At 67.5% G+C, this 23,696-nt stretch carries 20 protein-coding genes and 1 tRNA gene; 7 read left to right on the top strand and 14 right to left on the bottom strand.

Annotation, left to right across the window (positions count from 1 at the left end):
- Positions 1-70: 70 nt before the first annotated feature.
- The 4 genes from IAI54_RS20920 to IAI54_RS20935 all read left to right on the top strand — a co-directional run bounded on the left by IAI54_RS20920 (position 71) and on the right by IAI54_RS20935 (position 3,220).
- Complete coding sequence (locus IAI54_RS20920) at positions 71-1,309, top strand: phosphopentomutase (protein ID WP_187969025.1); 1,239 nt, start codon at positions 71-73, stop codon at positions 1,307-1,309.
- A complete protein-coding gene (mutM, locus tag IAI54_RS20925; RefSeq protein WP_187969026.1) occupies positions 1,302-2,195 on the top strand; it encodes a bifunctional DNA-formamidopyrimidine glycosylase/DNA-(apurinic or apyrimidinic site) lyase in 894 nt (297 codons plus the stop codon). The genes IAI54_RS20920 and mutM overlap by 8 nt, the downstream gene beginning before the upstream one ends.
- Positions 2,196-2,230: 35 nt before the next feature.
- Complete coding sequence (locus IAI54_RS20930; protein ID WP_187969027.1) at positions 2,231-3,004, top strand: enoyl-CoA hydratase; 774 nt, start codon at positions 2,231-2,233, stop codon at positions 3,002-3,004.
- A gap of 126 nt (positions 3,005-3,130) precedes the next feature.
- A tRNA-Ser gene (locus IAI54_RS20935) sits at positions 3,131-3,220 on the top strand.
- A 261-nt stretch (positions 3,221-3,481) separates the two neighbouring features.
- Here the strand turns inward: IAI54_RS20935 and IAI54_RS20940 are convergent.
- Both IAI54_RS20940 and IAI54_RS20945 read right to left on the bottom strand, forming a co-directional pair.
- A complete protein-coding gene (locus IAI54_RS20940; protein ID WP_187969028.1) occupies positions 3,482-5,785 on the bottom strand; it encodes a type III secretion system effector BopA family protein in 2,304 nt (767 codons plus the stop codon).
- A gap of 24 nt (positions 5,786-5,809) precedes the next feature.
- Positions 5,810-6,286, bottom strand: a complete 477-nt coding sequence (locus IAI54_RS20945) for a CesT family type III secretion system chaperone (RefSeq protein WP_187969029.1) — start codon at positions 6,284-6,286, stop codon at positions 5,810-5,812.
- Between the two features lie 432 nt (positions 6,287-6,718).
- Between IAI54_RS20945 and IAI54_RS20950 the strand changes: the two genes are divergently transcribed.
- A complete protein-coding gene (locus tag IAI54_RS20950) occupies positions 6,719-9,715 on the top strand; it encodes a TRCF domain-containing protein (protein WP_235679430.1) in 2,997 nt (998 codons plus the stop codon).
- A gap of 137 nt (positions 9,716-9,852) precedes the next feature.
- On the opposite strand, the gene IAI54_RS20955 is transcribed toward IAI54_RS20950, so the two are convergent.
- From IAI54_RS20955 to IAI54_RS21005, 11 genes are all read right to left on the bottom strand, one after another.
- A complete protein-coding gene (locus IAI54_RS20955; protein ID WP_187969031.1) occupies positions 9,853-10,608 on the bottom strand; it encodes an SDR family NAD(P)-dependent oxidoreductase in 756 nt (251 codons plus the stop codon).
- Between the two features lie 31 nt (positions 10,609-10,639).
- Entirely contained in the window at positions 10,640-11,080 is a 441-nt protein-coding gene (locus IAI54_RS20960) for a PaaI family thioesterase (protein WP_187969032.1), read from the bottom strand.
- 110 nt (positions 11,081-11,190) lie between these two features.
- On the bottom strand, positions 11,191-12,207 hold the full coding sequence (locus IAI54_RS20965) for a zinc-dependent alcohol dehydrogenase family protein (protein WP_187969033.1): 1,017 nt from the start codon (positions 12,205-12,207) through the stop codon (positions 11,191-11,193).
- 29 nt (positions 12,208-12,236) lie between these two features.
- Positions 12,237-14,336, bottom strand: coding sequence for an FAD-dependent oxidoreductase (locus IAI54_RS20970; protein WP_187969034.1), 2,100 nt, complete (start codon positions 14,334-14,336; stop codon positions 12,237-12,239).
- The gene (locus IAI54_RS20975; RefSeq protein ID WP_210321158.1) at positions 14,333-15,553 is read right to left on the bottom strand and encodes an acetyl-CoA C-acetyltransferase; all 1,221 of its coding nucleotides are present in this window, start codon (positions 15,551-15,553) and stop codon (positions 14,333-14,335) included. Before IAI54_RS20975 ends, IAI54_RS20970 begins: the two co-directional genes overlap by 4 nt.
- Before the next feature lie 142 nt (positions 15,554-15,695).
- Positions 15,696-16,472 carry an ABC transporter permease gene (locus IAI54_RS20980; RefSeq protein WP_187969036.1) on the bottom strand — a complete coding sequence of 259 codons (777 nt, stop codon included), beginning with the start codon at positions 16,470-16,472 and terminating at the stop codon, positions 15,696-15,698.
- Positions 16,462-17,325 carry an ABC transporter ATP-binding protein gene (locus IAI54_RS20985; RefSeq protein ID WP_235679126.1) on the bottom strand — a complete coding sequence of 288 codons (864 nt, stop codon included), beginning with the start codon at positions 17,323-17,325 and terminating at the stop codon, positions 16,462-16,464. The genes IAI54_RS20980 and IAI54_RS20985 overlap by 11 nt, the downstream gene beginning before the upstream one ends.
- Positions 17,322-18,086, bottom strand: coding sequence for an ABC transporter permease (locus IAI54_RS20990; RefSeq protein WP_187969038.1), 765 nt, complete (start codon positions 18,084-18,086; stop codon positions 17,322-17,324). The genes IAI54_RS20985 and IAI54_RS20990 overlap by 4 nt, the downstream gene beginning before the upstream one ends.
- A 9-nt stretch (positions 18,087-18,095) precedes the next feature.
- Positions 18,096-19,151: an ABC transporter substrate-binding protein gene (locus IAI54_RS20995; RefSeq protein WP_187969039.1), complete on the bottom strand. Its 1,056-nt coding sequence runs from the start codon at positions 19,149-19,151 to the stop codon at positions 18,096-18,098.
- Between the two features lie 119 nt (positions 19,152-19,270).
- Positions 19,271-20,179, bottom strand: a complete 909-nt coding sequence (locus IAI54_RS21000) for an NAD(P)-dependent oxidoreductase (RefSeq protein WP_187969040.1) — start codon at positions 20,177-20,179, stop codon at positions 19,271-19,273.
- Entirely contained in the window at positions 20,176-20,838 is a 663-nt protein-coding gene (locus tag IAI54_RS21005; protein ID WP_187969041.1) for an aspartate racemase/maleate isomerase family protein, read from the bottom strand. Before IAI54_RS21005 ends, IAI54_RS21000 begins: the two co-directional genes overlap by 4 nt.
- A gap of 227 nt (positions 20,839-21,065) precedes the next feature.
- Here IAI54_RS21005 and IAI54_RS21010 point away from each other — a divergent pair, with 227 nt between their 5' ends.
- Positions 21,066-21,533, top strand: a complete 468-nt coding sequence (locus IAI54_RS21010) for a TRAP transporter small permease (RefSeq protein ID WP_187969042.1) — start codon at positions 21,066-21,068, stop codon at positions 21,531-21,533.
- Complete coding sequence (locus IAI54_RS21015; RefSeq protein ID WP_187969043.1) at positions 21,526-22,827, top strand: TRAP transporter large permease; 1,302 nt, start codon at positions 21,526-21,528, stop codon at positions 22,825-22,827. Before IAI54_RS21010 ends, IAI54_RS21015 begins: the two co-directional genes overlap by 8 nt.
- Before the next feature lie 63 nt (positions 22,828-22,890).
- On the opposite strand, the gene IAI54_RS21020 is transcribed toward IAI54_RS21015, so the two are convergent.
- The gene (locus tag IAI54_RS21020) at positions 22,891-23,694 is read right to left on the bottom strand and encodes an enoyl-CoA hydratase/isomerase family protein (RefSeq protein ID WP_187969044.1); all 804 of its coding nucleotides are present in this window, start codon (positions 23,692-23,694) and stop codon (positions 22,891-22,893) included.
- Between the last annotated feature and the right edge of the window lie 2 nt (positions 23,695-23,696).

Below are 23,696 nucleotides of genomic sequence, written 5' to 3' on the forward strand. Positions count from 1 at the left end.
GTTTCCGAATTGCCAACGCGGCGCAACCTTCCTATCTCTGCGCATTGCCTCTCGCAGTCCGGACCCTCGCATGGCGCGCGCCTTCCTCTTCGTCCTTGATTCCTTCGGCATCGGCGGAGCGCCGGATGCGGCGCGGTTCGACGACGAGGGCTCCGACACGTTCGGCCATATCGCCGCCGCCGCCGCCGCCGGCGCGGCCGATCGCGACGGCCTCCGGTCCGGGCCGCTGAAGCTGCCGAACATGATGGCGCTCGGGCTCGGCGAGGCGGCCCTGCTCGCCACCGGCACGTGGCCGGCCGGCATGGAACGCCCGAAGCCGGCCGGCGTCCATGCGGCGGCGCAGGAGGTTTCGAGCGGCAAGGACACGCCCTCGGGACATTGGGAGATCGCCGGCGTACCGGTTCCTTTCGACTGGGGATATTTTCCAGACACGGTGCCGGCCTTTCCGCCGGACCTGACGGAGGCGATCGTCCGGGAAGCCGGCCTGCCGGGCATCCTGGGCGACTGCCACGCCTCGGGAACGGAGATCATCGCGAGGCTCGGCGAAGAGCATGTCCGGACCGGAAAGCCGATCTGCTACACCTCGGCCGACTCGGTCTTCCAGATCGCCGCCCACGAGACGCATTTCGGGCTGGAGCGGCTCTATGCGCTCTGCGCGGTGGTGCGCCGCCTCGTCGATCCGCTCAACATCGGCCGGGTGATCGCGCGCCCCTTCGTCGGCGACAACGCGGAAGACTTCGTGCGCACCGCCAACCGCCGGGACTACGCGGTGCCGCCGGCCGAGCCGACGCTGCTCGACCGCACCCTCGCGGCGGGCCGCAAGGTCATCGCGGTGGGCAAGATCGGCGACATCTTCGCCCATCAGGGCGTGAGCGAGGTGCGCAAGGCCCCCGACAACATGGCGATGTTCGACGCCGCGCTGGGTGCCATGGCCGATGCCCGCGACGGGGACCTGGTCTTCGCCAATTTCGTCGACTTCGATTCCAGTTTCGGCCATCGCCGCGACGTCGCCGGCTACGCCGCGGCGCTCGAGGCGTTCGACCGGCGCCTGCCGGAAGTTCTGGAACGGCTTCGGCCCGGCGATCTCCTCGTCCTGACCGCCGACCATGGCTGCGACCCCACCTGGCGCGGCACCGAACACACCCGCGAGCGCGTGCCCGTTCTGGCGACGGGACCCGGCATGGCCGCAGGCTCGGCCGGCATCCGGGAAACCTTCGCGGATATCGGCGAGGCGGTGGCCGCGCATCTGGGCCTGCCGCCCGGCCCGCATGGCCGCTCCTTCCTGGCGGATCGCATCGACCATGCCTGAGCTTCCCGAGGTCGAGACCGTCCGCCGCGGCCTGTCCGGCACCATGGAAGGGGCGCGCATCGTCTCGGTCGACCAGCGCCGGCCGGACCTGCGCTTTCCTTTCCCCGCCGATTTCGCGGCGCGGCTGACCGGCCGGCGGATCGAGGCCCTGTCCCGCCGCGCGAAATACCTCGTCGCGCATCTCGACGACGGGCTGGCGCTGATCAGCCATCTCGGCATGTCGGGCTCGTGGCGCATCGAACGCGGCTCGGAGACGGCCACGCCGGGGGTCTTCCACCACGAGCGTTCCAAGCTCGCCGCCCACGACCACGCCGTCTTCCACCTCGAGAGCCCGACCGGCGAGACGAGCCGCGCCGTCTTCAACGATCCGCGCCGCTTCGGCTTCATGCTGTTCGCCGAGCCGGGTGCGCTGGCCGAGCATCCCGCGCTGGCGGGCCTCGGCTTCGAGCCGACGGGCAACGAACTCTCCGGCGACCTGCTGGCCGACCTGTTTCGGGACAAGCGAACACCGCTCAAGGCCGCGCTGCTCGACCAGCGGCTGATCGCGGGGCTCGGCAACATCTATGTCTGCGAGGCGCTGTGGCGCGCCGGCCTGTCGCCGCGCCGCGCCGCGGGCACGCTCGCCACTTCGACGGGCCGGCCGACGAAATCGGCAGAAACTCTCGCCACGGCGATCCGCGACGTCATCGCCGACGCGATCGCGGCCGGTGGCTCGTCGCTGCGCGACTATGTCCAGGCCGACGGCTCGCTCGGCTATTTCCAGCACACCTTCGCCGTGTACGACCGCGAGGGGGAAACCTGCCGCACGCCGGGCTGCAAAGGGGTCGTGCACCGCATGGTGCAGTCCGGCCGCTCCACTTTCTATTGCCCCGCCTGCCAGCGTTAGCTAATCCGGAGCGGACACAGCTCCGGAGGACGTCCATGGCCTACGAAACGATCATCGTCGAAAACCGCTCGCGCGTCGGGCTGATCACGCTCAACCGCCCGAAGGCGCTCAACGCGCTGAACACGACGGTGATGGCCGAGATGGTCGCCGCGCTGAAGGTCTTCCAGCAGGATGCCGGCATCGGCGCGATCGTCGTCACCGGTTCGGAAAAGGCCTTCGCGGCGGGCGCCGACATCAAGCAGATGCAGTCGATGGACTACATCGACGCCTTCATGAGCGATTTCTTCGGCGGCTGGGAAGAGATGACCCGCGTGCGCAAGCCCATCATCGCCGCGGTCGCCGGCTATGCGCTCGGCGGCGGCTGCGAACTGGCCATGATGTGCGACTTCATCATCGCGGCCGACAACGCCAAGTTCGGCCAGCCCGAGATCACGCTCGGCGTCATGCCCGGCATGGGCGGCTCGCAGCGCCTGACCCGCTTCGTGGGCAAGTCGAAGGCCATGGACATGTGCCTGACCGGGCGCATGATGGACGCGGCCGAGGCCGAGCGCTGCGGCCTCGTCTCGCGCGTCGTGCCGGTCGCCGACCTGATGGAGGAGACGCTGAAGGCTGCGGCCAAGATCGCCTCCTTCTCGCTGCCCGCCGTCATGATGGTCAAGGACGCCGTCAACCGCTCCTACGAGACCACGCTTGCCGAAGGCCTGCTCTACGAGCGCCGCATGTTCCACTCGCTCTTCGCCTTCGACGACCAGACCGAGGGCATGACCGCCTTCGTGGAAAAGCGCAGCCCCAACTTCCGCCACCGCTGATCGATGACGGCAGGTCTCGCCGTCTGCGGTCGATCCGTGACGGAAACATGAAAGACGGCTTGGCAGGGCCGCCGATATCGACTAGATGAGCCGCGCGTCCCCGTCGTGCTGCGGCGGGGACCGCATGGACAGGTGGCCGAGTGGTTGAAGGCGCACGCCTGGAACGCGTGTATACGGGAAACCGTATCGAGGGTTCGAATCCCTCTCTGTCCGCCACCATTTCCCGACACCCTGTCTCCGTTCGATTTCGAAGCCTGTGGCCGGTTCCGGGACCTTAGGCGAGCGGGTTCCGGCGTCGGATTTGCCCGGTGCCCTCACACGACGTCAGTAAATCTCTGGAAACCCAGCCGGTCGGTTCGGCGGGTTTTTTCACCGTCGGTTCGTGACCGATGCTTCCAGCACCGGCGGCGTTCGGCTCCGGCCGCATGGCGAGACATCCCTCGCAAGCACTCCGTCCCCGGGTTCCCGGACTGACTCTCAGAAGGCGAAGATGACGTCTGTCTTCTCGACCGTCGTCACGGGCTCGCCGCCCATTTCGTCCGGCGTGATCCGGAAGGTGATCGAGTAGAGCGACAGCCCGTCGCTCTTGATCATGCGGGTTTCGCCGCTCAGCAGGCCGAGGGCCGCCGGGGTCTGCAGCAGCGTGCTCCGGACCAGCCAGCTTCCGTCCTCCTGGCGGACCGCCTCGTGCATCGTCTTTGCGTTCACCCCGCCGACCATCATGTTGCCCTCGCCGAAGGCGGTGCTGTTGCCGGTGCCGACGAGCGTGTTCAGGGCTTCCTGGTTCATGCAGCGCCCGATGGCCCTCGACATATTCGGGTCGGTCATCGCGAAGGCCTCGGTAAAGCTCTGCAGGCGCGTCTCCGGCGTATTGCCTTCGATCACCAAGCCGTTCACCCGATAGTCCGCGCGGTTGAGATCGGCGAGGGTCTGATCCGGCAGCCAACTCCCCTCCTTCACCTTGAGCGTGGTGACGGAGTCGAGAACGATGCCTCCCACCTTGTCCTTCAGGCTGTCGGCGCGGAAGTCCTTCTGGACCAACCTGCCGTTCGGCGAGCCGGAAAGGACGCCGCGGTCGTCGATCTTCTCGGGTGCGGAGTTCAGGATCGCGATGGCGAGATCGCCGCGCAGGTCCGACAGGCCCCTTCCGCCGCCGGAGCCGAGGTCGTTCGACGTCCGTAGTGCGGTTTCGGGATCCTGACCGGATCGCTCGGCCACCGCCTGCACCATCAGCGTGAAGATCGTCGGCATCGCTCCGCCGACGACCATGTCGCTTGACCTCGACATGCCAGCGATCAGCCCCTTCGCCTCGTCGCCCGTCAGCCGCGTCAGCAGATCGCTCGCTTCCTCCGGTGTCAGGCCCGCTGCGGCGAAGCGTGAAAACTCCAACATGAGTTGGTTCACCATCTCCCCGCCCAGCAGGCTGCCCGCTTCCTGCATGGTCTCGCCGCCATGGAACCTCATCCTCTCGATGCCGTCCTCTACGGATTTCAGCACGGTGCGGAAGCTGTCGAGCACCGCCTGCGGTGAGCCGCTCATCGTGAAGTCCGAGACTTTCTGAAGTGTGGAGGCGATCAGATCGCCGACCGTTCGGTACTCCCCGACCTGGACTCCATCGATGCGCCGGGTCTCGGCCACGTGAATCAGGACCTCGGCTTGATCCCTAGTGATGACATCGCTGGGCCGGCTAAGCCCTTCGAGCGCCTTCATGTGCTCCTCGACGGCGGCGTTGACGTAGAGCGAAAGCCGTTTGTCCAGCGCCTCGCAGACCGAGCCGAGATCGGGATCGCAACCGAACTCGTGAGGCATCGCGTGGATCACCGAGACGAGCGATTCGATCATGCTGCCCGTGATCGATTTCAGGACGGCCTGGCTCGGCGCGGGTAGGTCGTGCATCTTGACGAGGTCCGAGACGATCTTCCCGAGCATGGATTCCGGGTTTCTCCTGTCGAGATGCCGCTCCAGCCGGTCGACGATCACCAACTCTCGGGCATACGCCTTGACCTCGTCCTCCGAGCCGCGTTCGCCGACGCGCGACAGGATGTCGTCCATCGTCTCGTCGGTCATGCCGGTAACGGTGGCGAGGTCTTCCTTTAGTTCGGCGAGAAAGCGCAGTGCGTCGCGTGCGGCGAATTCGATCGTCCGGTTGTCGATCGTTCCCTTGCCGTAGTCCGCGTTCTCGCTGATCGCGAGCCGCACCAGAGATGCGACGAGCTTGGAGGCGCCGGGACCGAGCGCCTCGCTCCAGCCGCCGCCATCGCGCCCCAGTTCGAAGCCCATGTCGAGATAGACGCCGTTCATGTCGGTCTCGTTCGGCAGCCGCTGGCCGCCCGCGAGCGGGCTTTCGAGGAAGCGGGTCACGGCGATGTTCGTCTGCGCCTTGAAATGTTTCTCCGTCCGCTCGGCATTGCCAAGGATCGTGGCGACGGTGCGCTGGCTGAGCGGGGCGCCCTCCAGCGGGCGCAGATCGCGCATCGCCATGTCGGCGACGTGCTCGCCGAACCGGGTCTGGAGATCGCGGACGAAGCCCGACAGGATCTGGCGGTTGCTGATCCGGTAGTTCTCGAGCTTGATCGGGTATTCGGCGACCGTCCGCCGCGCATCCTGCAGTGAACCGATCCGGCCGAGCAGCGGAACGTTCGACAGCGCGGCCTTGAACTTCGTCCAGCCGGATGGCGCCTCGAGCGGCTCGCGCAGCACGATCCGCCCCTTTTCCGTCTGCCCCAGCACACTGTTCTGCAGCGGCTGCTGCGCGATCGTCGTATAGTCTCCGATGGCCATGGCCGTGATTCCCTGGAATGATGGTCAGAGACGGATGGTGATCGTGTCGGCGTCGGCGAGCGGCACCGATGCGTCCGGAGCGGCGCCCTCCGCCGCCATGGCGGCGAGCCGGCCGCCCCAGCGCTCGGCCTGGTTGACCACGTTCTCCAGCACGGCCTCGATGCGACGCGCGTCGAGATCGGCGACCGGATGGGCATAGAGCAGGATGATCCCGCCCGTGCCTTCCTCCAGGCAGAGCGTGGCGCCGCGGGTGCGGTGCCAGAACAGGTTCGCCGCCATCAGCTCGCGCAGCGCGGCTTCCGCCCCGGCGGCAGGCAGTTCCCCGAGATAGGACGAGAACACCAGCCGGCCGGCGGCGGCGTCGTATTCCAGATTGACGATCAGCTCGCCGTCGAAGACGAGCACCGTGCTGTCGGTGGCCGCGTCGAGGGTGAGTTCCCCCAGCCCCATCGCCGCGCCGAGCTCCGCCACCAGCCGCTCCGCCCTCACCCGGTCGTTCATGTCGCGATCTCCTGCACCATCGTTTCCGCATTAAGCGATCCTCCGGCCCATCCGTCGAGTGTCGGCCGACACCGGCCCGCATCCTCCAGTGCGAGCGATGCCGGGCCCGATGCCGGAACCGGAAGGGAGGCTGGTGGTTCTTCTGCCTCGGCCGCCGCGGCCGGGCTGTCGCCTGGGCTCTCCTTGCCGGCGAATCGCGAGGTGAGCATGCCAGAACGTCCCTTGGTGGGAGCGACCGCCATCCTGCTCCTCGAACGAGCACGGGAAGGTGGAGGTTCGCTGATTCACGTCGCCGCGAGCGAGGGGCGGGCACGCGGCATCGCGCGGTTCCTGGCCGCTCTCTCGTCTGACCACGACGTGGCGGTCCTGCCATCCTGGGACTGTCTGCCCTACGACCGCGCGCTTCCCTCGCCCGAGGTGACGGGACAGCGCATGGCGGTCCTCGACCGCTTGTCGAGCGGCGGGTTGCGCCGCTTCATCGTGGTGACCACGCCGGATGCACTGTTGCAGCGGGTTCCTCCGCCACGGTCCGTCACGAGCGTGGATCTGCGTCGCGGGGAGGATATCGATCTCGACCATCTGCGCGCCTTCTGCCGATCCGGCGGCTATGTCGAGGACGAGCGGGTGGATGAACCCGGCGAGGTGGCGTTCCGGGGAGGGGTCGTCGACATCTTCCCGGCCGGCAGGCTGACCCCCTGTCGAGTCGAGATCCGGGACGGCCGGATCACGTCGATCAGACCCTACGATCCCGTCACGCAGCGCACGAACGGCGGGGCGGAGAGCCTCCGCCTCGTGCCGTCATCGGAGCTGCGTGAGTGCGACGGAAGCGACGCAGGAACCGGCCTGGATCATGCCGAGACGGAGGGTCTCTCCTCGCTCTTCGACTACATCGGGGATGCGACCATCACGTCGGAACCCGGCGCGGAGGATCGGCGCGAGGCAATGAGCACGCAGATCCGGGAGGCATACGAAGACCGCAGGAAGATGGCTGCGGCGCCGCCGCCGCCCGAACGGCTCTATGTCGGGGAGAACGAATGGAAGGAGCGGATGATCGCCCGGGCCGAGCTTCTCCAGAGCGACAGCCGTTTCCGACCCGCCCCGGAATTCGCGTTGGAAGCCCTCCCGGCTGCGTCCTTTGCGGCGTTCCTGCGCCGCCAGGCTCTGGAGAACGACAGGGTCCTGCTGGTCGCCCCGGACGAGGACGACCTGTCGCGGCTTGCGCGCTGGGCAGCCCGGTCGGTTGGCCGGCAACCTTCTCCGGCCCTGGCGTGGAACGAGGTGCTCCAGGGCCACGCAGGATCGGTCGCCACCATGCACGCGGAGCTGCGGCAGGGTTTCCTCGACCGCGAGCACGGGATCGCGGTGGTCACGAGCCACGACGTGTTCGGAAGCCGGGCCGGTACCGGCCCGGTTGCGGCAGGCTCCGGGGCCTTGTGGGAGAGCGAACTCCTGGAACTGCATCCGGGTGACCTCGTGGTTCATCTCGATCACGGCATGGCGATCCTCCAGGGGCTGGAGCCGATCGCGGCGGCGGACGAGGACGGCGAGGCGATCCGCCTCGAATATGCGGATGGCGCCAAGCTGATGGTTCCGGTGGACGAAGCCGACCGGATCTGGCGCTACGGATCGGACGAAGCATCGGTCAGCCTGGACAGGCTCCATGCCGACGCCTGGACGAAGCGCAGGGCGCGGCTGAAGTCCGCTCTCGAGGAGACGGCGGAGAAGATCGTGGTCAGCCGGACGACGCGACTGGCGCAGGAGGCGCCGAGATGCGTGCCTCCGCCGCGCGACTACGAGCGCTTCGTCGCACGCTTTCCCTTCGCCGAGACGCCGGACCAGTCCCGTGCCATCCGGGCCGTCCTCGAGGATCTCTCCTCGGGCCGGCCCATGGATCGCCTCGTGCTCGGTGACGTCGGCTTCGGCAAGACGGAAGTCGCCCTGCGCGCGGCCGCAGCGACCGCCTTCAGCGGGAGGCAGGTCGCCTTCGCGGTTCCGACGACCGTGCTCGCGCGGCAGCATTTCGAGACGCTCAGCCGCCGCTTCGCGCCGTTCGGTCTGCGCGTGGGTCATCTGTCGCGTCTCGTCTCCAAGAAGGAAACCGATGCGGTGAAGGCCGGCCTCGCCGACGGAGGCATCCGCATCGTCGTCGGCACGCATGCCCTGGTGGGCAAGGGAATAGCATTCGCCGAGCTGGGCCTCCTGGTGGTGGACGAGGAGCAGCGCTTCGGCGCCGCGCACAAGAAGAAGCTTGGCGCACTCGCAGCGGGAATCCATCGCCTTTCCCTGACCGCCACGCCGATACCGCGGTCGCTGCAGGGAGCACTCGCGGGCCTGCAGGAAATCAGCCCGATCCGCACGCCTCCTTCGCGGCGCCGGCCGGTCCGCACGCTGTCGTCGGCTTACGATCCGGTGACGGTCTGCGACGCCCTGCACCGGGAGAAAAGACGCGGCGGTCAGAGCTTCTTCGTGGTTCCGCGCATCCAGGACATCGGGCCGATCGTGGGGGAACTGCAAAGGCTTGCGCCCGATCTCGACGTCCGGATCGCGCATGGCGAGCTTCCTGCGAGAACGGTGGACGAAACCATGGTGGATTTCGCCGCTGGCCGCGGAGACGTGCTCCTTGCGACCAGCATCATCGAGAGCGGCCTCGACGTGCCCCGCGCGAACACGATGATCATTCACCGGGCGGATCTGTTCGGGATGGCGGAGCTGCACCAGCTGCGCGGCCGGGTGGGCCGGGCGCATGTCCAGGCGCACTGCTATCTGACGACCGAGCCGGACCAGGAACTCTCCGAGGCCGTCATGCGGCGGCTGGGGACGCTCCAGGCTTACGACCGGCTGGGCGCGGGGATGGCGATCGCGCTGCGGGATCTCGATCAGCGGGGTGCGGGCGATCTCTCCGGAGACCGGCAGGCAGGACATGTGAAGCTGGTCGGGCTGCCGCTCTTTCAGGACTTCCTCGCACGTGCCGTGAGAGAAAGACGAGGAGAGCAGCCGCAGGAGCAGCGAACCGCGCTGCAACTCGAGCTTTCGCCGTTCATCCCGGCGGACTATGTTCCCGAGCCCGAGCTTCGCCTGACCCTCTACCACCGCATCGCGCACGCCCGCGAGGCCGGCGACGTGGCCCGCCTCGGCGCCGAGATCGCGGACCGGTTCGGCCCGCCGCCCGATCGCGTCCGTCATCTCCTGGCGATCGCGTCCATCCGAACCACGGCGGCGGCCCTGGGCGTCAGCCGGCTGGCGGCGGGTCCGCAGGCAATCACCCTCCGCTTCCATCCGGACAGGGAGCCCGATCAGTCGCTCGCCGAGCTGATCCAGAACGACCCCGATCTCTCCTGGAGCGAAGGACGGCTTCTCTGCAGGCGGACGGCGGCCGATCCGATGGCGCGACTAGCCATCCTCGAAGAACTGCTCGACCAGATGTCATAGAGCGTTCGGACAAGGGCGATCCTCGGGACAGGAGGCCTGCCGGGTCTAGGGGCGCCGGTATCCGGCGGTCCGCTCCCGCCCTCCGCGGTTGGTCGTCTTCGGCCGTCACAGCCAGCGAACCCGCGCAAGCCGATCGCTCAGATGGCCTTGACGGTGACGCCGCCGTCGACATGGAGGATCTCGCCGGTGACGAAGTTCGCCTCGGGTCCGATCAGGAAGGCCACCGCACGGGCGACGTCCTCTTCGGTGCCGAGGCGGCCGAGGGGAGATTGCTGGCGTCGCTTTTCATAGCCGGCCTCGTCCACCATGGCGCGGGCGCCGGGGGTCGGCACCGCGCCCGGCGTGACACCGTTCACCCGGATGCCGAGCGGTCCGAGTTCGACCGCCTGCTGCCGCGTCAGCGCCACGAGGGCGCCTTTCGTGGCCGTATAGCAGGACGTGTTCGGCAGACCGAGATCGGCGACCGGGGAGGTGATGTTGACGATCGTGCCCGGGCGATCCTCGCGGTGCTCGAGAAGAGCCTGCGCGGCCCAGAACGCACCTTTGATGCCCACCGCGAGCATCCGGTCGAGAACCTCTTCCGTCACCTTCCCCAGCGGCGCGTAGTTGATCCACATGGCATTGGCGACCGCGCTGGTCAGCGCGCCGTGCTCTGCACGCAGACGCGCGGCGGCGGCGAGGACGGAGTCCCGGCTGGCGACGTCGCAAGGCAGGGCCAGCGCGCGACCGCCGACCGCGGCGATCGTCGCGGCCGTCCGGTCAACGAGCCCGCGGTCGATGTCGAGCACACCGATCGCCGCGCCGCGTTCGGCCAGAAGCAGCGAGATGGCAGCGCCGATGCCCCGGCCCGCGCCGGTCACGAGGACCACCTGTCCGTCGAGTTGTTTCGTCATGATCGCTCTCCCCCAAAAATAACCGTGACGTCTATGCCCGCGGCAGAACCAGCAGCGTCGACGTTGCCGTGGCGATGACGGCTTCGCCGTCGGTGATTTCGGCCGCGGCGAACATCACCCGTCGCCCCGGCTTCTCGACGCGGCCGCGCACGGTGTACCGTGCGCCCGTCGCTGCCTTCTGGAAGACGACGTTCATGCTCAGCGTCGACAGGATTGCGTCGTCCGGCAGCTGCGTGAATCCGGCGAAGGCCATCGCGAAGTCGAGCATGGACGCCACGGCGCCACCCTGCAGCACGCCCGCGCCCTGCCGGAAGGTCGCATCCGGCTCGTAGGACATGACCAGTTCGCGACGCTCGGGGTTCCACGCTTCGAGGCGCGCACCCAGAGCCACCGCCAACGCGCTGCTGTCGACGGGAACCGCGGCACTGCCGTCTGCGACGAAACGCCGGACGAGAACGAGATCGGGGTTCATCGGCGCCGCTCAGAGCGTGTGAATCAATCGGGTATGCAGAAGAATGCCCCCTGAAATCCTCGAACCTATCGGCTCAAGCTGCGCGAAAACGGGCATGCTTCCACATCCTCTCAGCCGATCTCGATGCAGACCTTGCCGACATGACGACCGGCTTCGAGGTACCGCAACCCGTCCGCCAGGTCGCAGAGGCCGAACCTCTGCGCGTCGATGACCGGCTTCAGGCCGTTGGCGGCGATCGCGTCGACCATCTGCTGGAGCATCAGCCGGCTGCCCGCATTGGCGCCTTCCAGCCGCAGCGCCTGCATGGCGACGATCGGCACGTTGAGTTCCGCCTTGGGGCCGGTGACGACCCCTATCAGGGTGATGGTGCCGGCCGGCTTGAGCGCCCGCATGGACTGCTTGAGGGTTTCGGCGCCACCGATGTCGACGACGTGATCGATCCCCGCGCCGCGGGTCAGGCCCATGATGGTCTTTCCCCACTCGGCATCCTCGCGGTGGTTCACCACATGGTCGGCGCCCAGGCGCTTGAGGAGCTCCAGTTTTTCGGGGCTGGACGACGTGGCGTAGACCTCCGCCCCGGCGAGCTTGGCGAACTGCAGGGCAAACAGCGACACGCCGCCCGTTCCCTGAGTGAGCACGCGCTGGCCGGGCCTGATGCCGCCGCGTTCGATCAATCCGTTCCACGCCGTGGCGGCGGCGCAAGGCAGCGTGGCGGCTTCCGCGAAGGACAGCGAAGCCGGCATGCGCACCAGCGCATCCTCGCGGAAGACGCGCTTCTCCACCGCCACGCCGTCGAACATGCCGCCGAGATCCTCGGTGACGCACTCCAGCCTGAGCGGGCCGGCCTGCCAGCGCGGAAAGAAGCAGTTCAGCACGCGGTCGCCCACCTTCCAGGCGCGGACCTTCGAACCGACGGCCACGACCTCGCCGGCGGCGTCCGAGAGCGGAATGAGCCTGCCCTGCTTCTGCATGCGGCCATAGCCGCCCCTGACCGCGAGGATGTCGCGATAGTTGAGCGACGCCGCGCGGATGGCGACGAGCACCTCGCCCGGGCCGGGTTCCGGCTCGTCGATGTCGACGACGCGCAGATTGTCGATGCCCATCGGTTCGACCAGTGCAGCTTTCATGGCGTGTCTCCTCGTTGTTTCGGCAATCGTCACAGCGCGTGGAAGCGCGTGCCGTCCCGCGCCATCGCCACCAGCAGCGCCGGCGGATCGAAGCGCGACCCGTAGTCCCGCGCCAGTTCGCGCGCCTGATCCACGATACGCGCGGCACCCATCCCGTCGACATAGGCGAATGGGCCGCCGAGATGGACCGGATAGCCCCAGCCGAGCACGGCGGCGACGTCGCCCGAGAGCGGATCGTTCAGGACGCCGTCCTCCAGCGCACGCACGGCTTCGAGCGACTGCGTCACCAAGAGGCGCGCGCGGACGTCCTCGTGCGGGACGATCGAGGTTGCAGGAAACAGCGCGGTCAGCCCGGGCCAGGGCGCGGCGCCGTCCTCCGCATAGTCGAACAGACCCTGACCCGTCGGTCGACCGACGCGGCCGGCGGCCGCGAGCTTCGCCAGCGCCTCGACCGCCTTCGACCCCTCCATCGATTTCGGCGAGCCGGGTCCGCTCATGGATCTGAGGATGTCCCCGAGCAGGGGAATCTTCGTCAGGTCGGCCAGCGTCGCCGCGCCGATGGCAAAGCCGGCGGTCGTCATCAGATTGTCGATCACCTGCGGCGGGACACCTTCGGCGATGAGGGTCATGCCCTCGCTGGACAGGCTGGACACGACGCGGCTGGTGTAGAACCCGAGCCCATCGTTAACGGTAAGTATCGTCTTACGCATTGCCGACGCCATCATCTGGGCGTCGCGCAGGGCTCTTTCCAACGTGGCATCGGCCCGCACGATCTCGAGCAGCTTCATTGCCTCGACGGGCGCGAAGAAATGCATGCCGACCATCCGCGTCGGGTCACGGAGGGCAGTCGACAGCGAGCCGATCGGGATGGTCGAGGTGTTGCTGGCGATCGTCGTGCCCGGACGCATCGCCGCGTCCAGCTTGTGCAGGACGTCCTGCTTGACGTCGAGGCGCTCGAAGACCGCTTCGATCGCCATGTCGGCATCGGCGGCGACGGCGTAGCTTTCGGAGGTCTGGATCCGGCCGAGAAGGGACGTCGCGTCGTCGCTCGAAAGGCGACCGCGTTCGACCTGGCGCTCCGCCAGCTTGCCGATCCGGTCGCGCGCCTCGTCCGCCTTGTCCCGCGACGCTTCCACGAGGGCCACGGACAGGCCGGCGAGGGCCGCTGTATAGGCGATGCCGGTGCCCATCTGGCCGCCGCCGACCACGGCGATCCTGCGAAGCGAACCGTCCGGCCGTACCGATGGCCGCGCGGCCCGGGTGCCGTAGTGCAGCACGCGCATGCGGTTGCGAGCGCCCTCGGAAACGGCAAGACGGGCGAACTGGCGCGTCTCGACCGCGATGCCGGCGTCGAGCGATCGCTCCAGGCCGTGATGCAGGACATGAAGGATCGCCATGGCGGCTTGGTTCGTCGCGGCCGACTTCGAGCGGATCCGCGCCCAGGCGCCGGTGAAGAAGTTGCGGCCCCTGGGCGTGTTCGGATCGAGACCCGGCAGCGTCCAGCCCTTGCGGTCCCAGGGCTGAGTCGCTGCCGGATTGGCGGCGATCCAGCCCTTGCAGGCATCGAGAAGCTCGGTGGCCGGGACCACGGCGTCGATCAGACCAGCCTTCAGCGCGGCGGCCGTGGCGAGCGTGCGGCCGGGCAGGATGAGATCGGCCGCCGCCTGCAGGCCGACGAGGCGGGGCAGGCGCTGCGTCCCGCCGGCGCCGGGCATCAGCCCAAGCCCCGCTTCGGGCAGGCCGAAAAGCGCGTCCGGACGATCCGCGGCGATGCGGCGATGGCAGCCGAGCGCGAGTTCATAGCCGCCACCAAGCGCGGTGCCGTTGAGGGCTGCGACGACCGGCCGGCCACAGGTCTCCAGCTTGCGGATGGCCGCGAGGAAGGGCGAGACGATCGCCACGATGTCGGCAGGCACGCGGGCGGCACGCAATTCGTCGAGATCGCCGCCGGCCGCAAAGCCATCCTTGGCCGAGGTCATGACGATGCCCGTCACCGCGTCGTCGGCAACGATCTCTTCGACCATCTGGAGAAAGGCCTGGTTGAAGGCTTTCGTCAGCGTGTTGACGGGGCCGGACGTTTCGATCGTCAGGAGGACGATCCCGTCCCCAAGGTCGGTGCGGCTGATCACGATCCGCCTCCCACGCGCTCGATACAGGTGGCGACGCCCATGCCCATGCCGACACAGAGCGTCACGACCCCGCTTTCGCGGCCGGTCCGTTCGAGCTCGTCGAGCAGCGTGCCAAGCAGCATGACACCCGTCGCACCGATCGGATGGCCCATGGCGATGGCGCCTCCGTTCACGTTGATGCGGTCGGAGCCCACGCCCGTCCTCTCCATGAAGTGGAGGACGACCGAGGCGAAGGCCTCGTTCACCTCGTAGAGATCGATGTCCTGAAGCGTCCGCCCGGCGCGTGCGAGGCAGCGTCGTGTCGCGTCAGCCGGGGCCGCGAGCATCAGGCACGGGTCCATCGCGGCATTGGCAAAGGAGCGGATGACGGCGCGCGGCTCGAGCCCCATGCGCCGGCCAGCCTCCGCGGTGCCGATCAGCATGGCCGCCGCACCGTCGACGATGCCCGACGAATTGCCGGCGGTGTGGACGTGCGCGACCTTCGCCACTTGCGGATAGCGCTGGCGGACGACGGCATCGAAACCGCCTTTCTCGCCCATGGCCTTGAAGGCGGCCGGCAGTTTCGCGAGGTCGTCCACCGTCGTGCCGGGCCGCATGTGTTCGTCGCGGTCCAGCATGAGGACGCCGTTTCCGTCGTGGACCGGAACGACGGACCGGTCGAAGCGGCGCTCGCTCCAGGCCGCGGCGGCCCGTTCCTGGGACATGGCCGCGAAGGTGTCGACGTCCGAACGCGTGTGGCCGCACAGGGTGGCGAGCAGGTCGGCCGCTTCGCCGAGCGGCGTGAAATGGGCTTCGTCATTGAAGATCGCGTCGGTGCCGTTCGGGCCGCCCGTCCCGGCGATCGGGATGATCGACATCATCTCGACGCCGCCCGCCACCAGCAGGTCGGCCTGGCCCGCCATGATCCGCGCTGCGGCCGCGTTGACGGCATCGAGACCGGAGGCACAGAAGCGGCTGATCGTGCAGCCCGGAATGCCGTCCGGCAGGCCTGCGTGGAGCACCGACGAGCGGGCGATGTTGGCGCCCTGGTCGTTGACGCCGTCGCCGCAGCCGAAGATGACGTCTTCGGGCTCGAAGCGGGAGAACCGGGTCCGCTCGTCGAGGGCCAACAGCACCGTCGCCCCGAGATCGATCGGCGACAGCGTATGCAATGCGCCGGACGGGCGTCCCCTGCCGCGCGGCGTGCGCACGGAATCGAAGATGTAGGCCTCTGGCAAGTCTCGTCTCCCTGCGGATCCAGGTCCGTCCGACGCACGCGGCGACATGCGACGAGACGACGGATATTATTTAATATGTTAATAGAAATCGTCCGGCGGGTCCAGCCGCCGCGGCGCGGTTACCGAACGATTCCGGCAGACGCTACCGCGAAAGCCGGGTCGGCTTCGACCGCCGTTCCAACATGCCGAGCGGAACCATGATGACGCTCGAAAGCACGAGCAGCACGACGACCGCCGCGAACACGCCCGCCGAATGAAATTGCGAGGCCGAATACTCGATCAGGAAGCCGAGCCCCCGGTTCGAGGACAGGGCCTCCGACACGACGGTCGTCGTGAGCGCGTAGCCGAGCGATGTGCGCAGGCCGGTGTAGAGCCAGGGCAGGATCGCGGGCATGCGCACCTTGCGCGTGATTTCCGCGCCACTGGCGCCCATCAGCCGCAGCCCGTCGATCATGTCGCGATCGATGTCGCGCACGCCGGCGAGCGTCGCGTAGAAGAGGAGGAAGATCACCACGGATGCGACCAGCGCCACCTTCGAGACGAGACCGATGCCGAAGAAGATGACGAACAGAGGCAGCAGCGCCACTTTCGGCAGGCCATAGAGCGCGGCGATGAACGGCGCGACGATCCGCTCCGTCTTCGGCGACAGGCCGAGCGCCAGTCCCAGGCCGATGCCCAGGACGGCGCCGACCAGATAGCCCATGAAAAGCGTCACGATGGTGGATCGGATGTGGACCCAGATCGATCCGTCGGCCAGCCACTTCCAGATCACGCTGGCGATGTCGAGCGGGTTGCTGATGTAGAAGGGTGGGATCAGACGTCCAGAAACGAACTGCCAGGCGCCGATCAGCAGGATGAGAAACGCGAGCTGCTGGACGAGCACCACGCGCGGGTTCAGGGGCCTTTGCCTATTGCGCACGACGTTCCCTCTCCACGCTGGCGGCGAACTCGTCCTTGAGTTCGCTCCACAGCTCTTCGTGGATGGCGCTGAACTCGGGCCGGAAGCGCAGTTCCATGGCGTTTCGCGGCCGCTCGAAGGGAATGTCGCGCTCGGTCCGGATCCGGCCGGGCCCGGAGGTGAAGACCATGACGCGATCGGCCATCAGCACCGCCTCTTCCAGGTCGTGGGTGACGAGGATGACGGTCATCTGCCGGCGTTCGACGAGACGCAGCAGTTCCTGCTGCATCAGGATGCGAAGCTGCGCGTCGAGCGCGGCGAACGGCTCGTCGAGCAGCAGCGTCTCCGGTTCGTAGATCAGCATGCGGGCAAGGGAAGCGCGCTTGCGCATCCCCCCGGACAGCTCGGCGGGAAAGTGGCGTTCGAAGCCCTTCAGGCCGACGAGGTCGATCATCTCGGCGACACGCTCGCGGCGCTCAGCGGCACTGGCCTTGCGGCACCGCAGCTCGAAGGCGATGCCGATGTTGTCGGCCACGCTGCGCCAGGGCAGCAAGGTGTCCTTCTGGGTCATGTAGCCGACGCGGGTGTTGGCCGCCTGAACCGGCGCGCCGTCATAGGTGACGGTGCCTTCGCTCGGCGCGAGCAGGCCGGCCACCATGTTGAGGACGGTGGACTTGCCGCAGCCGCTCGGCCCCACGAGGGCCAGGAACTGCATTTCGGGCACCTCGATCGTGACGTTCTCGACGGCGCGGAACGTCTTGCCGCGCGTCGTGAAATCGACGGCGACCTTGTCGAGGCCGATCTTCCGCCGACGGGCCGGCGAAGGGCCGGTGGAGGGCTCGGACCGGACGAGTTGCAGATGGGCCATGGTCATCGTCCTCGGGTTTCCAGATGGCGCCAGCGGAGCAGCCGGTTCTCGACCAGGGTCGTCGCCTCGTTGATCATTGCTCCCACGACCATCAGGACGAACAGCGCGGTGTAGATCCCGGTCATGTCGAACTGCTGGGCGGAACGGGTGATGAGATGACCGAGCCCGTTGCGCGACAGCATCATCTCGCCGATCACCGCGGCGATGAGCGCATAGGGCAGGGCGTTCTTCAGCCCGGCGATGGTCCAGGTCAGGCAGGACGGCACGACGACCTTGACGAAACGTTCCCGGGCATCGGCGCCCATCAAGGCCAGCGTGTCCATCAGTTCGTCATCCACGGCGCGCGCGCCGGAAAACGAGTTGAAGAACATCAGCAGGAAGGAGACGAACGCCACCAGCACGATCTTGGGCTGCATGCCGAGACCGAACCACATGATCAGCAGCGGAGTCAGCGCCACGATCGGCAGGGAGTTCATCAGGACGATGAACGGCCGGAAGACGGCCGCCATCCTCTGCGAGCGCCCCAACAGCATTCCGGTGAGAACGCCGAGCGGGATGCCGATCGCCAGGCCTGCGCCGATCTCGGCGCCGGTGATCATCATGTGGTACCAGAGGTCGCCCGCCATCCACTGTGCGAGCCTCTCTGCGATGGCCACCGGACTGCTGATCCAGCGGTCCGATATCAGGCGTGCGCATGCCTCCCATGACGCGAGCATCACGGCCAGGAGCACGGCGCGCTGCACCCAGAGCCTGGACGAATCGGTCACCGGTCCGACCTACTGCTTCAGGAGTTCGGCCGCCGCCTTTTCCGCGAAACTGTCGTCGACGAACTCGTCATAGGTGACCGTGACCGGCTCGGGCGAGGCGATGGCCACCCAGTCGAGCAGTTTCTGATAGCCTTCCCTGGAGGTGACCGGAGTGGTCGCGGATTTTCCGCGGAAGGTCGGCTCGAAACCGTCGAAGAGGGCCTGATCCGTGTCGGGGAAGTAGCTCTTGAGCCTGGCTCCGACGCCGTCCGGATCGGCTGCCTGGGCGAGCATCGCCTTGGTCAGGGCATTGACCATGCGCTGGACGAGTTCGGGCTTTTCCTTCGTCAGCGCACCACGGGTGATGATGGCCGTGTAGGGGACGCCTTCGAGTTCGGGAATGCTCTCGGTCAGGGGGTCGATGACGATCTTGCCGAGCCCGGCGGCCTCGGCCTGCTGGGGGAACGGCGAGCCCAGCATGAAGCCATCGACGGCGCCCTGCTCGAATGCGGCGAACATGGCCGGCGGGCTGCCCAGCGGCTGGATCGTCAGCCGCTGCTCGACATCCTTGCCCCGCTGCTTGAGCCAGCTGCGCAGGAGGACGTCGGTGGTGCTGCCGATCCCGGTGACGCCGACGGACACCGCCTGAAGCTTCTCGACCTTCTCGTCGATGGGCATCTCGGGAGAGATCCCGGTCTTCTCGATCGCGGCGTTCGAAAGCACGAGCTGGATGGCGTAGCCGTTGAAGAGACTGGCCACCGAGACGAGATCGGCGCCGTTCTGGCGCGCGGTCATCGCCGGCTGCATGCCGACGACGGCGAAATCGGCGCTGCCGCCCGCGACCGCGGCGATCTGGCGCGAACCGGCTCCGACGTCGACCCAGTCGATCCTGATCCCCTCCTTTTCGAAGAGGCCCTCGGATTCGGCGACGTAGAAGGGGTAGAAATGCAGCGCCGCACCGGGCGTGGCGATGGTGACGGTCTGCGTGTCCTGGGCAATGGCCGGTGCTGAAACGGCGACCGCCGCCGCGAGCGCAAACGCCCGCAGGGAATGGCTCAGCGCGAATGCTTTCCGATACTCAGTCATGGATTCCTCCCGAGGTCTCATTCGCCGGACAGGACTGACGGACGGTGCGTCGGTCGAGCTCCTCCCTGTGTCGGCCACCCAAAACTAATTAACTTGTTATATTTTTGCAAGCTTCGATGTCAGCCGCCCGGCGCGTCAGGGCTGTCGCCGACGACGACCTCGCCCCACTCTTCGAACACCTTGATCATGGTGGAGTAGTCGGATTCCGCCCCCAGTTTCGAGGCGATGTGGTTGAACACGCCTGAGACGGTGGTGCCGATCGCGGCCGGCATGCGCATGTCGTGTGCGAGTTCAAGATAGAGGTCGATGTCCTTCAGACCGATCGCCAGCGGCCCGCCATAGCTGAAGCTCCGCGGCAGGATCGACTTCGGAAACTTGTCCATGGTGGCGGAATTCCGCCCCGTGCTCACGTTGATGACATCGATCATCGTGCGGGCGTCGAGGCCGGCCTTGACGCCCATCGAAACCGCCTCGCAAGTCGCGACCATGGCGGTGATGGACAGGATGTTGTTCACCAGCTTGCAGACCTGCGCCATGCCCGGCTCCGGCCCGATGACGAAGATGTTGGAGGCGACCGCCGCCAGAGCCGGCCGCGCAGCCTCGATGCTTTCCGCCGAGCCCGAGACGATCGCCGTGAGCAGGCCTTCCACCGCCCCGCGCGGCCCGCCGCTCACGGGCGCGTCGAGGAAGCCGATACCTGCGGCCGCCATCGATCCGCCGATCTGGGTGACGGCGTCGCGTCCGAGCGTCGACATCTCGACATAGGTCGTGATCCGGTCGCCGTGAACGACGCCGTCGTCGCCGAAGGCGGTATCGAAGCTCGCCTTCTTGCCGGGCAGGCAGGCGAGGACGAGTTCGGCGTCATCGGCCACGGCGCGGGGATGCGCCGCGATCTGGCCGCCGGCCGCCTCCAGCCGTCGCATCGCGTCCGCGGAGGTGTCGAAGCCGACCACCTCGTGACCGCTCCCGATCATCCGGACCGCCATCGCGCCACCCATGTGGCCGAGACCGATCATCCCGATTTTCATGTCCGTTCCTTCCTTGGAAATTCCGTCTGGTAGAGACGGCCGAAACCCGGTGCGTGGCCGGGCCGGCCGGTCAGCCGAAGCGCGGCCCAGGCACCGACCATGGCGCTCGACAGGACCGGCAGGTCGAATTCGGCTTCCAGCACCGGACTGACGGTGTGAGTGGAGAGCCCGGCGCAGGAAATCACGAGCGCATCGGCGCGCGGGGCCTGGTCCCGAACCCGGCGCGCGAGGGCCGCGATTTGTTCGGGACCGGCCTGTTCGGCAGCTGAGAGCGAGACGATGTCCAGCCCGTCGATGGCATCGATGAAGAAGCCCTCGGCCGAGAAATAGGACGTGAACAGCGCATTCACGTCGTGCGTATAGGCCGTCGCGACCGCGAGGCGGCGCGCCGACACGATCGTCAGCGCATCGACGAGGGCGCTGGTCAGCGTCCTGCAGGGGAGACCGCTCGCCTGCGTCATCCTGTGCTCGAGTTCGGCGTTGAAGGCTGGACCGCGGAAGAAACTCAGCGACGTGCCGAACAGCAGGACGGCTTCGGCCCCACGGCGTGCGAGCGAAGCGCAGGCGGTTTCCAGCCGGGCGACCGCCTCGGCATAGCCGGCCTCGGACATGCCGGACACGCCCAGGCCCTCGACCAGGAAATCGACGTCGGGAAACATCGCCGCCCCGTCCGGAGGAACGCGTCCCCGCTCCGGCGGAACGACGAGCCCGACTCGCGCCATGTCTCCCAAGTCGGCCCCTCCATGTCCCGAGAATTATTTAATATGATAAACATTGACAGCCTCCGTTGCCAGCCCCTACCCTCGCCTTCATCCGTGAAGCCGGGGCGAATTTCGGCGGCTTGGGGGCAGGAAGCACACGGGTCCGGGAGGTGGCGATGAGCCTGGTGACGCGCGTCGTCGATCTGATATCGGGATTCCTGCTGGCCTTGATCGCTCTCACCACTTTCGGTGAAGCGACGCTCCGCTATCTTTTCGCGATCCAGATTCCCGATGCCTATACCCTTTCGGGCTACGCCCAGGCGATCGCCATCTTCTGGGGAATCTGCAGCGCGACCTACGCCGGACGGCACATCACCGTGGATCTCCTGTGGGAGTATCTGGGCCGGAACGGCCGTCGCCTGCTCGATCTCGTCGCGACGCTGTTCAGCGCCCTGTTCCTCGGGGCGATGACCTGGATGCTGTTCGCCAAGGTGCATCGCGCGCACGGCAGTTTCGAGATCACCAGCGTTCTTCACTGGCCGATCTGGCCCTTCATCGCGGCGGCCGCGGCCGGCATCGCCGCCGCCTTCTTCTTTGCAGTCCTGCGCCTGGCGAAGATCGCCCGCGGCGGCACCGGTGAGATCCATGACTGATACGCTCATCGCCATCGGCGGATTCGTGGGTCTCTTCGTCCTGATCATCCTCAGGGTCCCGATCGGATTCGCGATGGGCATCGCGGGTGTGGCGGGTTTCGCCGCCGTCAGCGGCTGGAAGCCCGGTCTCAACCTGCTGATGAACTCGCCGCTCCGAACCGCTTCGGACTACACGCTGAGCGTCATCCCGATGTTCGTCCTGATGGGCGTCTTCGCCAGCGCCTCGGGCATGAGCCGCGAACTGTTTCGCGCCAACCGCGCATGGTTCGGTCACCTGCGCGGCGGGACGGCCATCTCCACCATCCTCGCCTGCGGCGGGTTCGCGGCCATCAACGGTTCGTCCGTCGCGACCGCGGCCACCATGACGACCGTCGCTTTGCCGGAGATGCGCAAGGCCGGCATGGAACCCGGGCTTGCGGCGGGCACGATTGCCGCGGGCGGCACGCTGGGGATCATGATCCCGCCGTCCGTCACGATGCTGATCTACGGGATCCTTACCGAGCAGGACATCGCCAAGCTGTTCATGGCCGGCGTGATCCCGGGCCTTCTCGGCATTCTTCTCTACATCGCCGTCGTGCGCATCATCGTGGCAAGGAGGCCCGAGCTCTGCCCCGTCGGCGAACGCATGGGGAGACGCGAACGGTGGAGCTCACTGCGCGACATCTGGGCAACCCTTCTGCTCTTCGCCGTCATCATCGGATCGATCTATGGCGGCTTCGTAACGGTGACTGAAGCAGCCGGCATCGGCGCGACCGGAGCCTTCGCGATCGGCGTGCTGCGCGGGCGCCTGAATGCGGCGCTGGTCGTGGAGTGCCTGGTGGAAGCGCTTCGCACCACCGCGTCCATCTTCGTCATCGCCATCGGCGCCTATCTCTTCGGGTACTTCCTCACCGTCACGCAGACGGCCCAGGCGCTGGCCGAAATGCTGGTGGAACTGCCGATCGGTCCCTATGGCACGCTGGCGATCATTCTGCTGGTCTACATTCTCCTCGGCGCCGTGATGGACGAACTGGCCATCATCCTGCTCACCGTGCCGATCATCTTTCCCGTGATCGTCGCGCTCGGCTTCGACCCGATCTGGTTCGGCGTGATCATCGTCATGACCGTGACGCTCGGCCTGATCACGCCTCCCGTCGGCATGAACGTCTTCGTCATCAACTCGATCGCCCGGGATGTGTCGCTGACGACCATCTTCCGCGGCGTGGCGCCGTTCATTGCGGTGGACATCCTGCGTCTGGTGGTCCTGTGCGCTGTGCCCTGGCTGTCGCTCGTGATCCCGAACTCGATGAACTGACCAGCGGGACCGCCGCACCGGATTCGCCGCAGCCGGCCATCGCCGGGGGCGCGGCGACGACGTTCAGATAACGCCGCCAGCCGGACGTGGACGAACCGATGCGAAGTCCGGCGCTTCGCGTGCCAGGAAAGCACGCAGGCCCTCCCGGCTCTCCGGCGAGTGGCCGAGCGCGATCGCGTGGTCGAGCGCGGCATCGAGGGCTTCATCTTCAGCGAGCAGCAGGCCATCGCGCAGCGACTGCTTGATCATCGCCACCGCATCGCGAGGACCACGCGCAAAGCTGCGCGCGAGATCGAGAGCCTCGTCTTCGGCAGGTATGGAGGTCGCCAGTCGGTTGACGAAGTTCCAGCGATGCGCGGTCGCCGCGTCGATTTCCTGCCCTGTCAGCATCATTTCGAGGGCGCGGACGTAGCCGATGCGGCGCGGAATCCAGACCGTCCCGCCAATGCCGGGAAAGACCCCGAGCCTGACCTCGGGTAGACAGAAGCGCGCCTTCTGCCCGGCGATGACGATGTCGCAGGCCGCTGCCAGTTCCATGCCGCCGCCGAAGGCGATGCCGTCGATCGCCGCGATGGTGGGGATCGGAAGCCCGGCCAGCGCGCGCAAGGCGCGGCTCTCGACGCGCAGCATCGACGCCGGACCTTCCGGCGTATCCTGAAGGCGCGCCAGTTCGCGGATGTCGGAGCCGGCGCAGAACGTGCCTCCGGCGGTGCCGGTCACGAGCACGGCGCCGATCCCGGCCGGGATGCCGGCGAGGATCGCAATCAGCTGCTCCGCCATCGCCGATGTCAGCGCGTTGGCGCTGCCGTTGACGAGGCGCAGGAGGAGAACGCCATCCTGCTCGATGGTCGACCTGATTTCACCCATCC

The sequence above is a fragment of the Aquibium microcysteis genome (assembly GCF_014495845.1).
GTDB classification, from domain to species: domain Bacteria; phylum Pseudomonadota; class Alphaproteobacteria; order Rhizobiales; family Rhizobiaceae; genus Aquibium; species Aquibium microcysteis.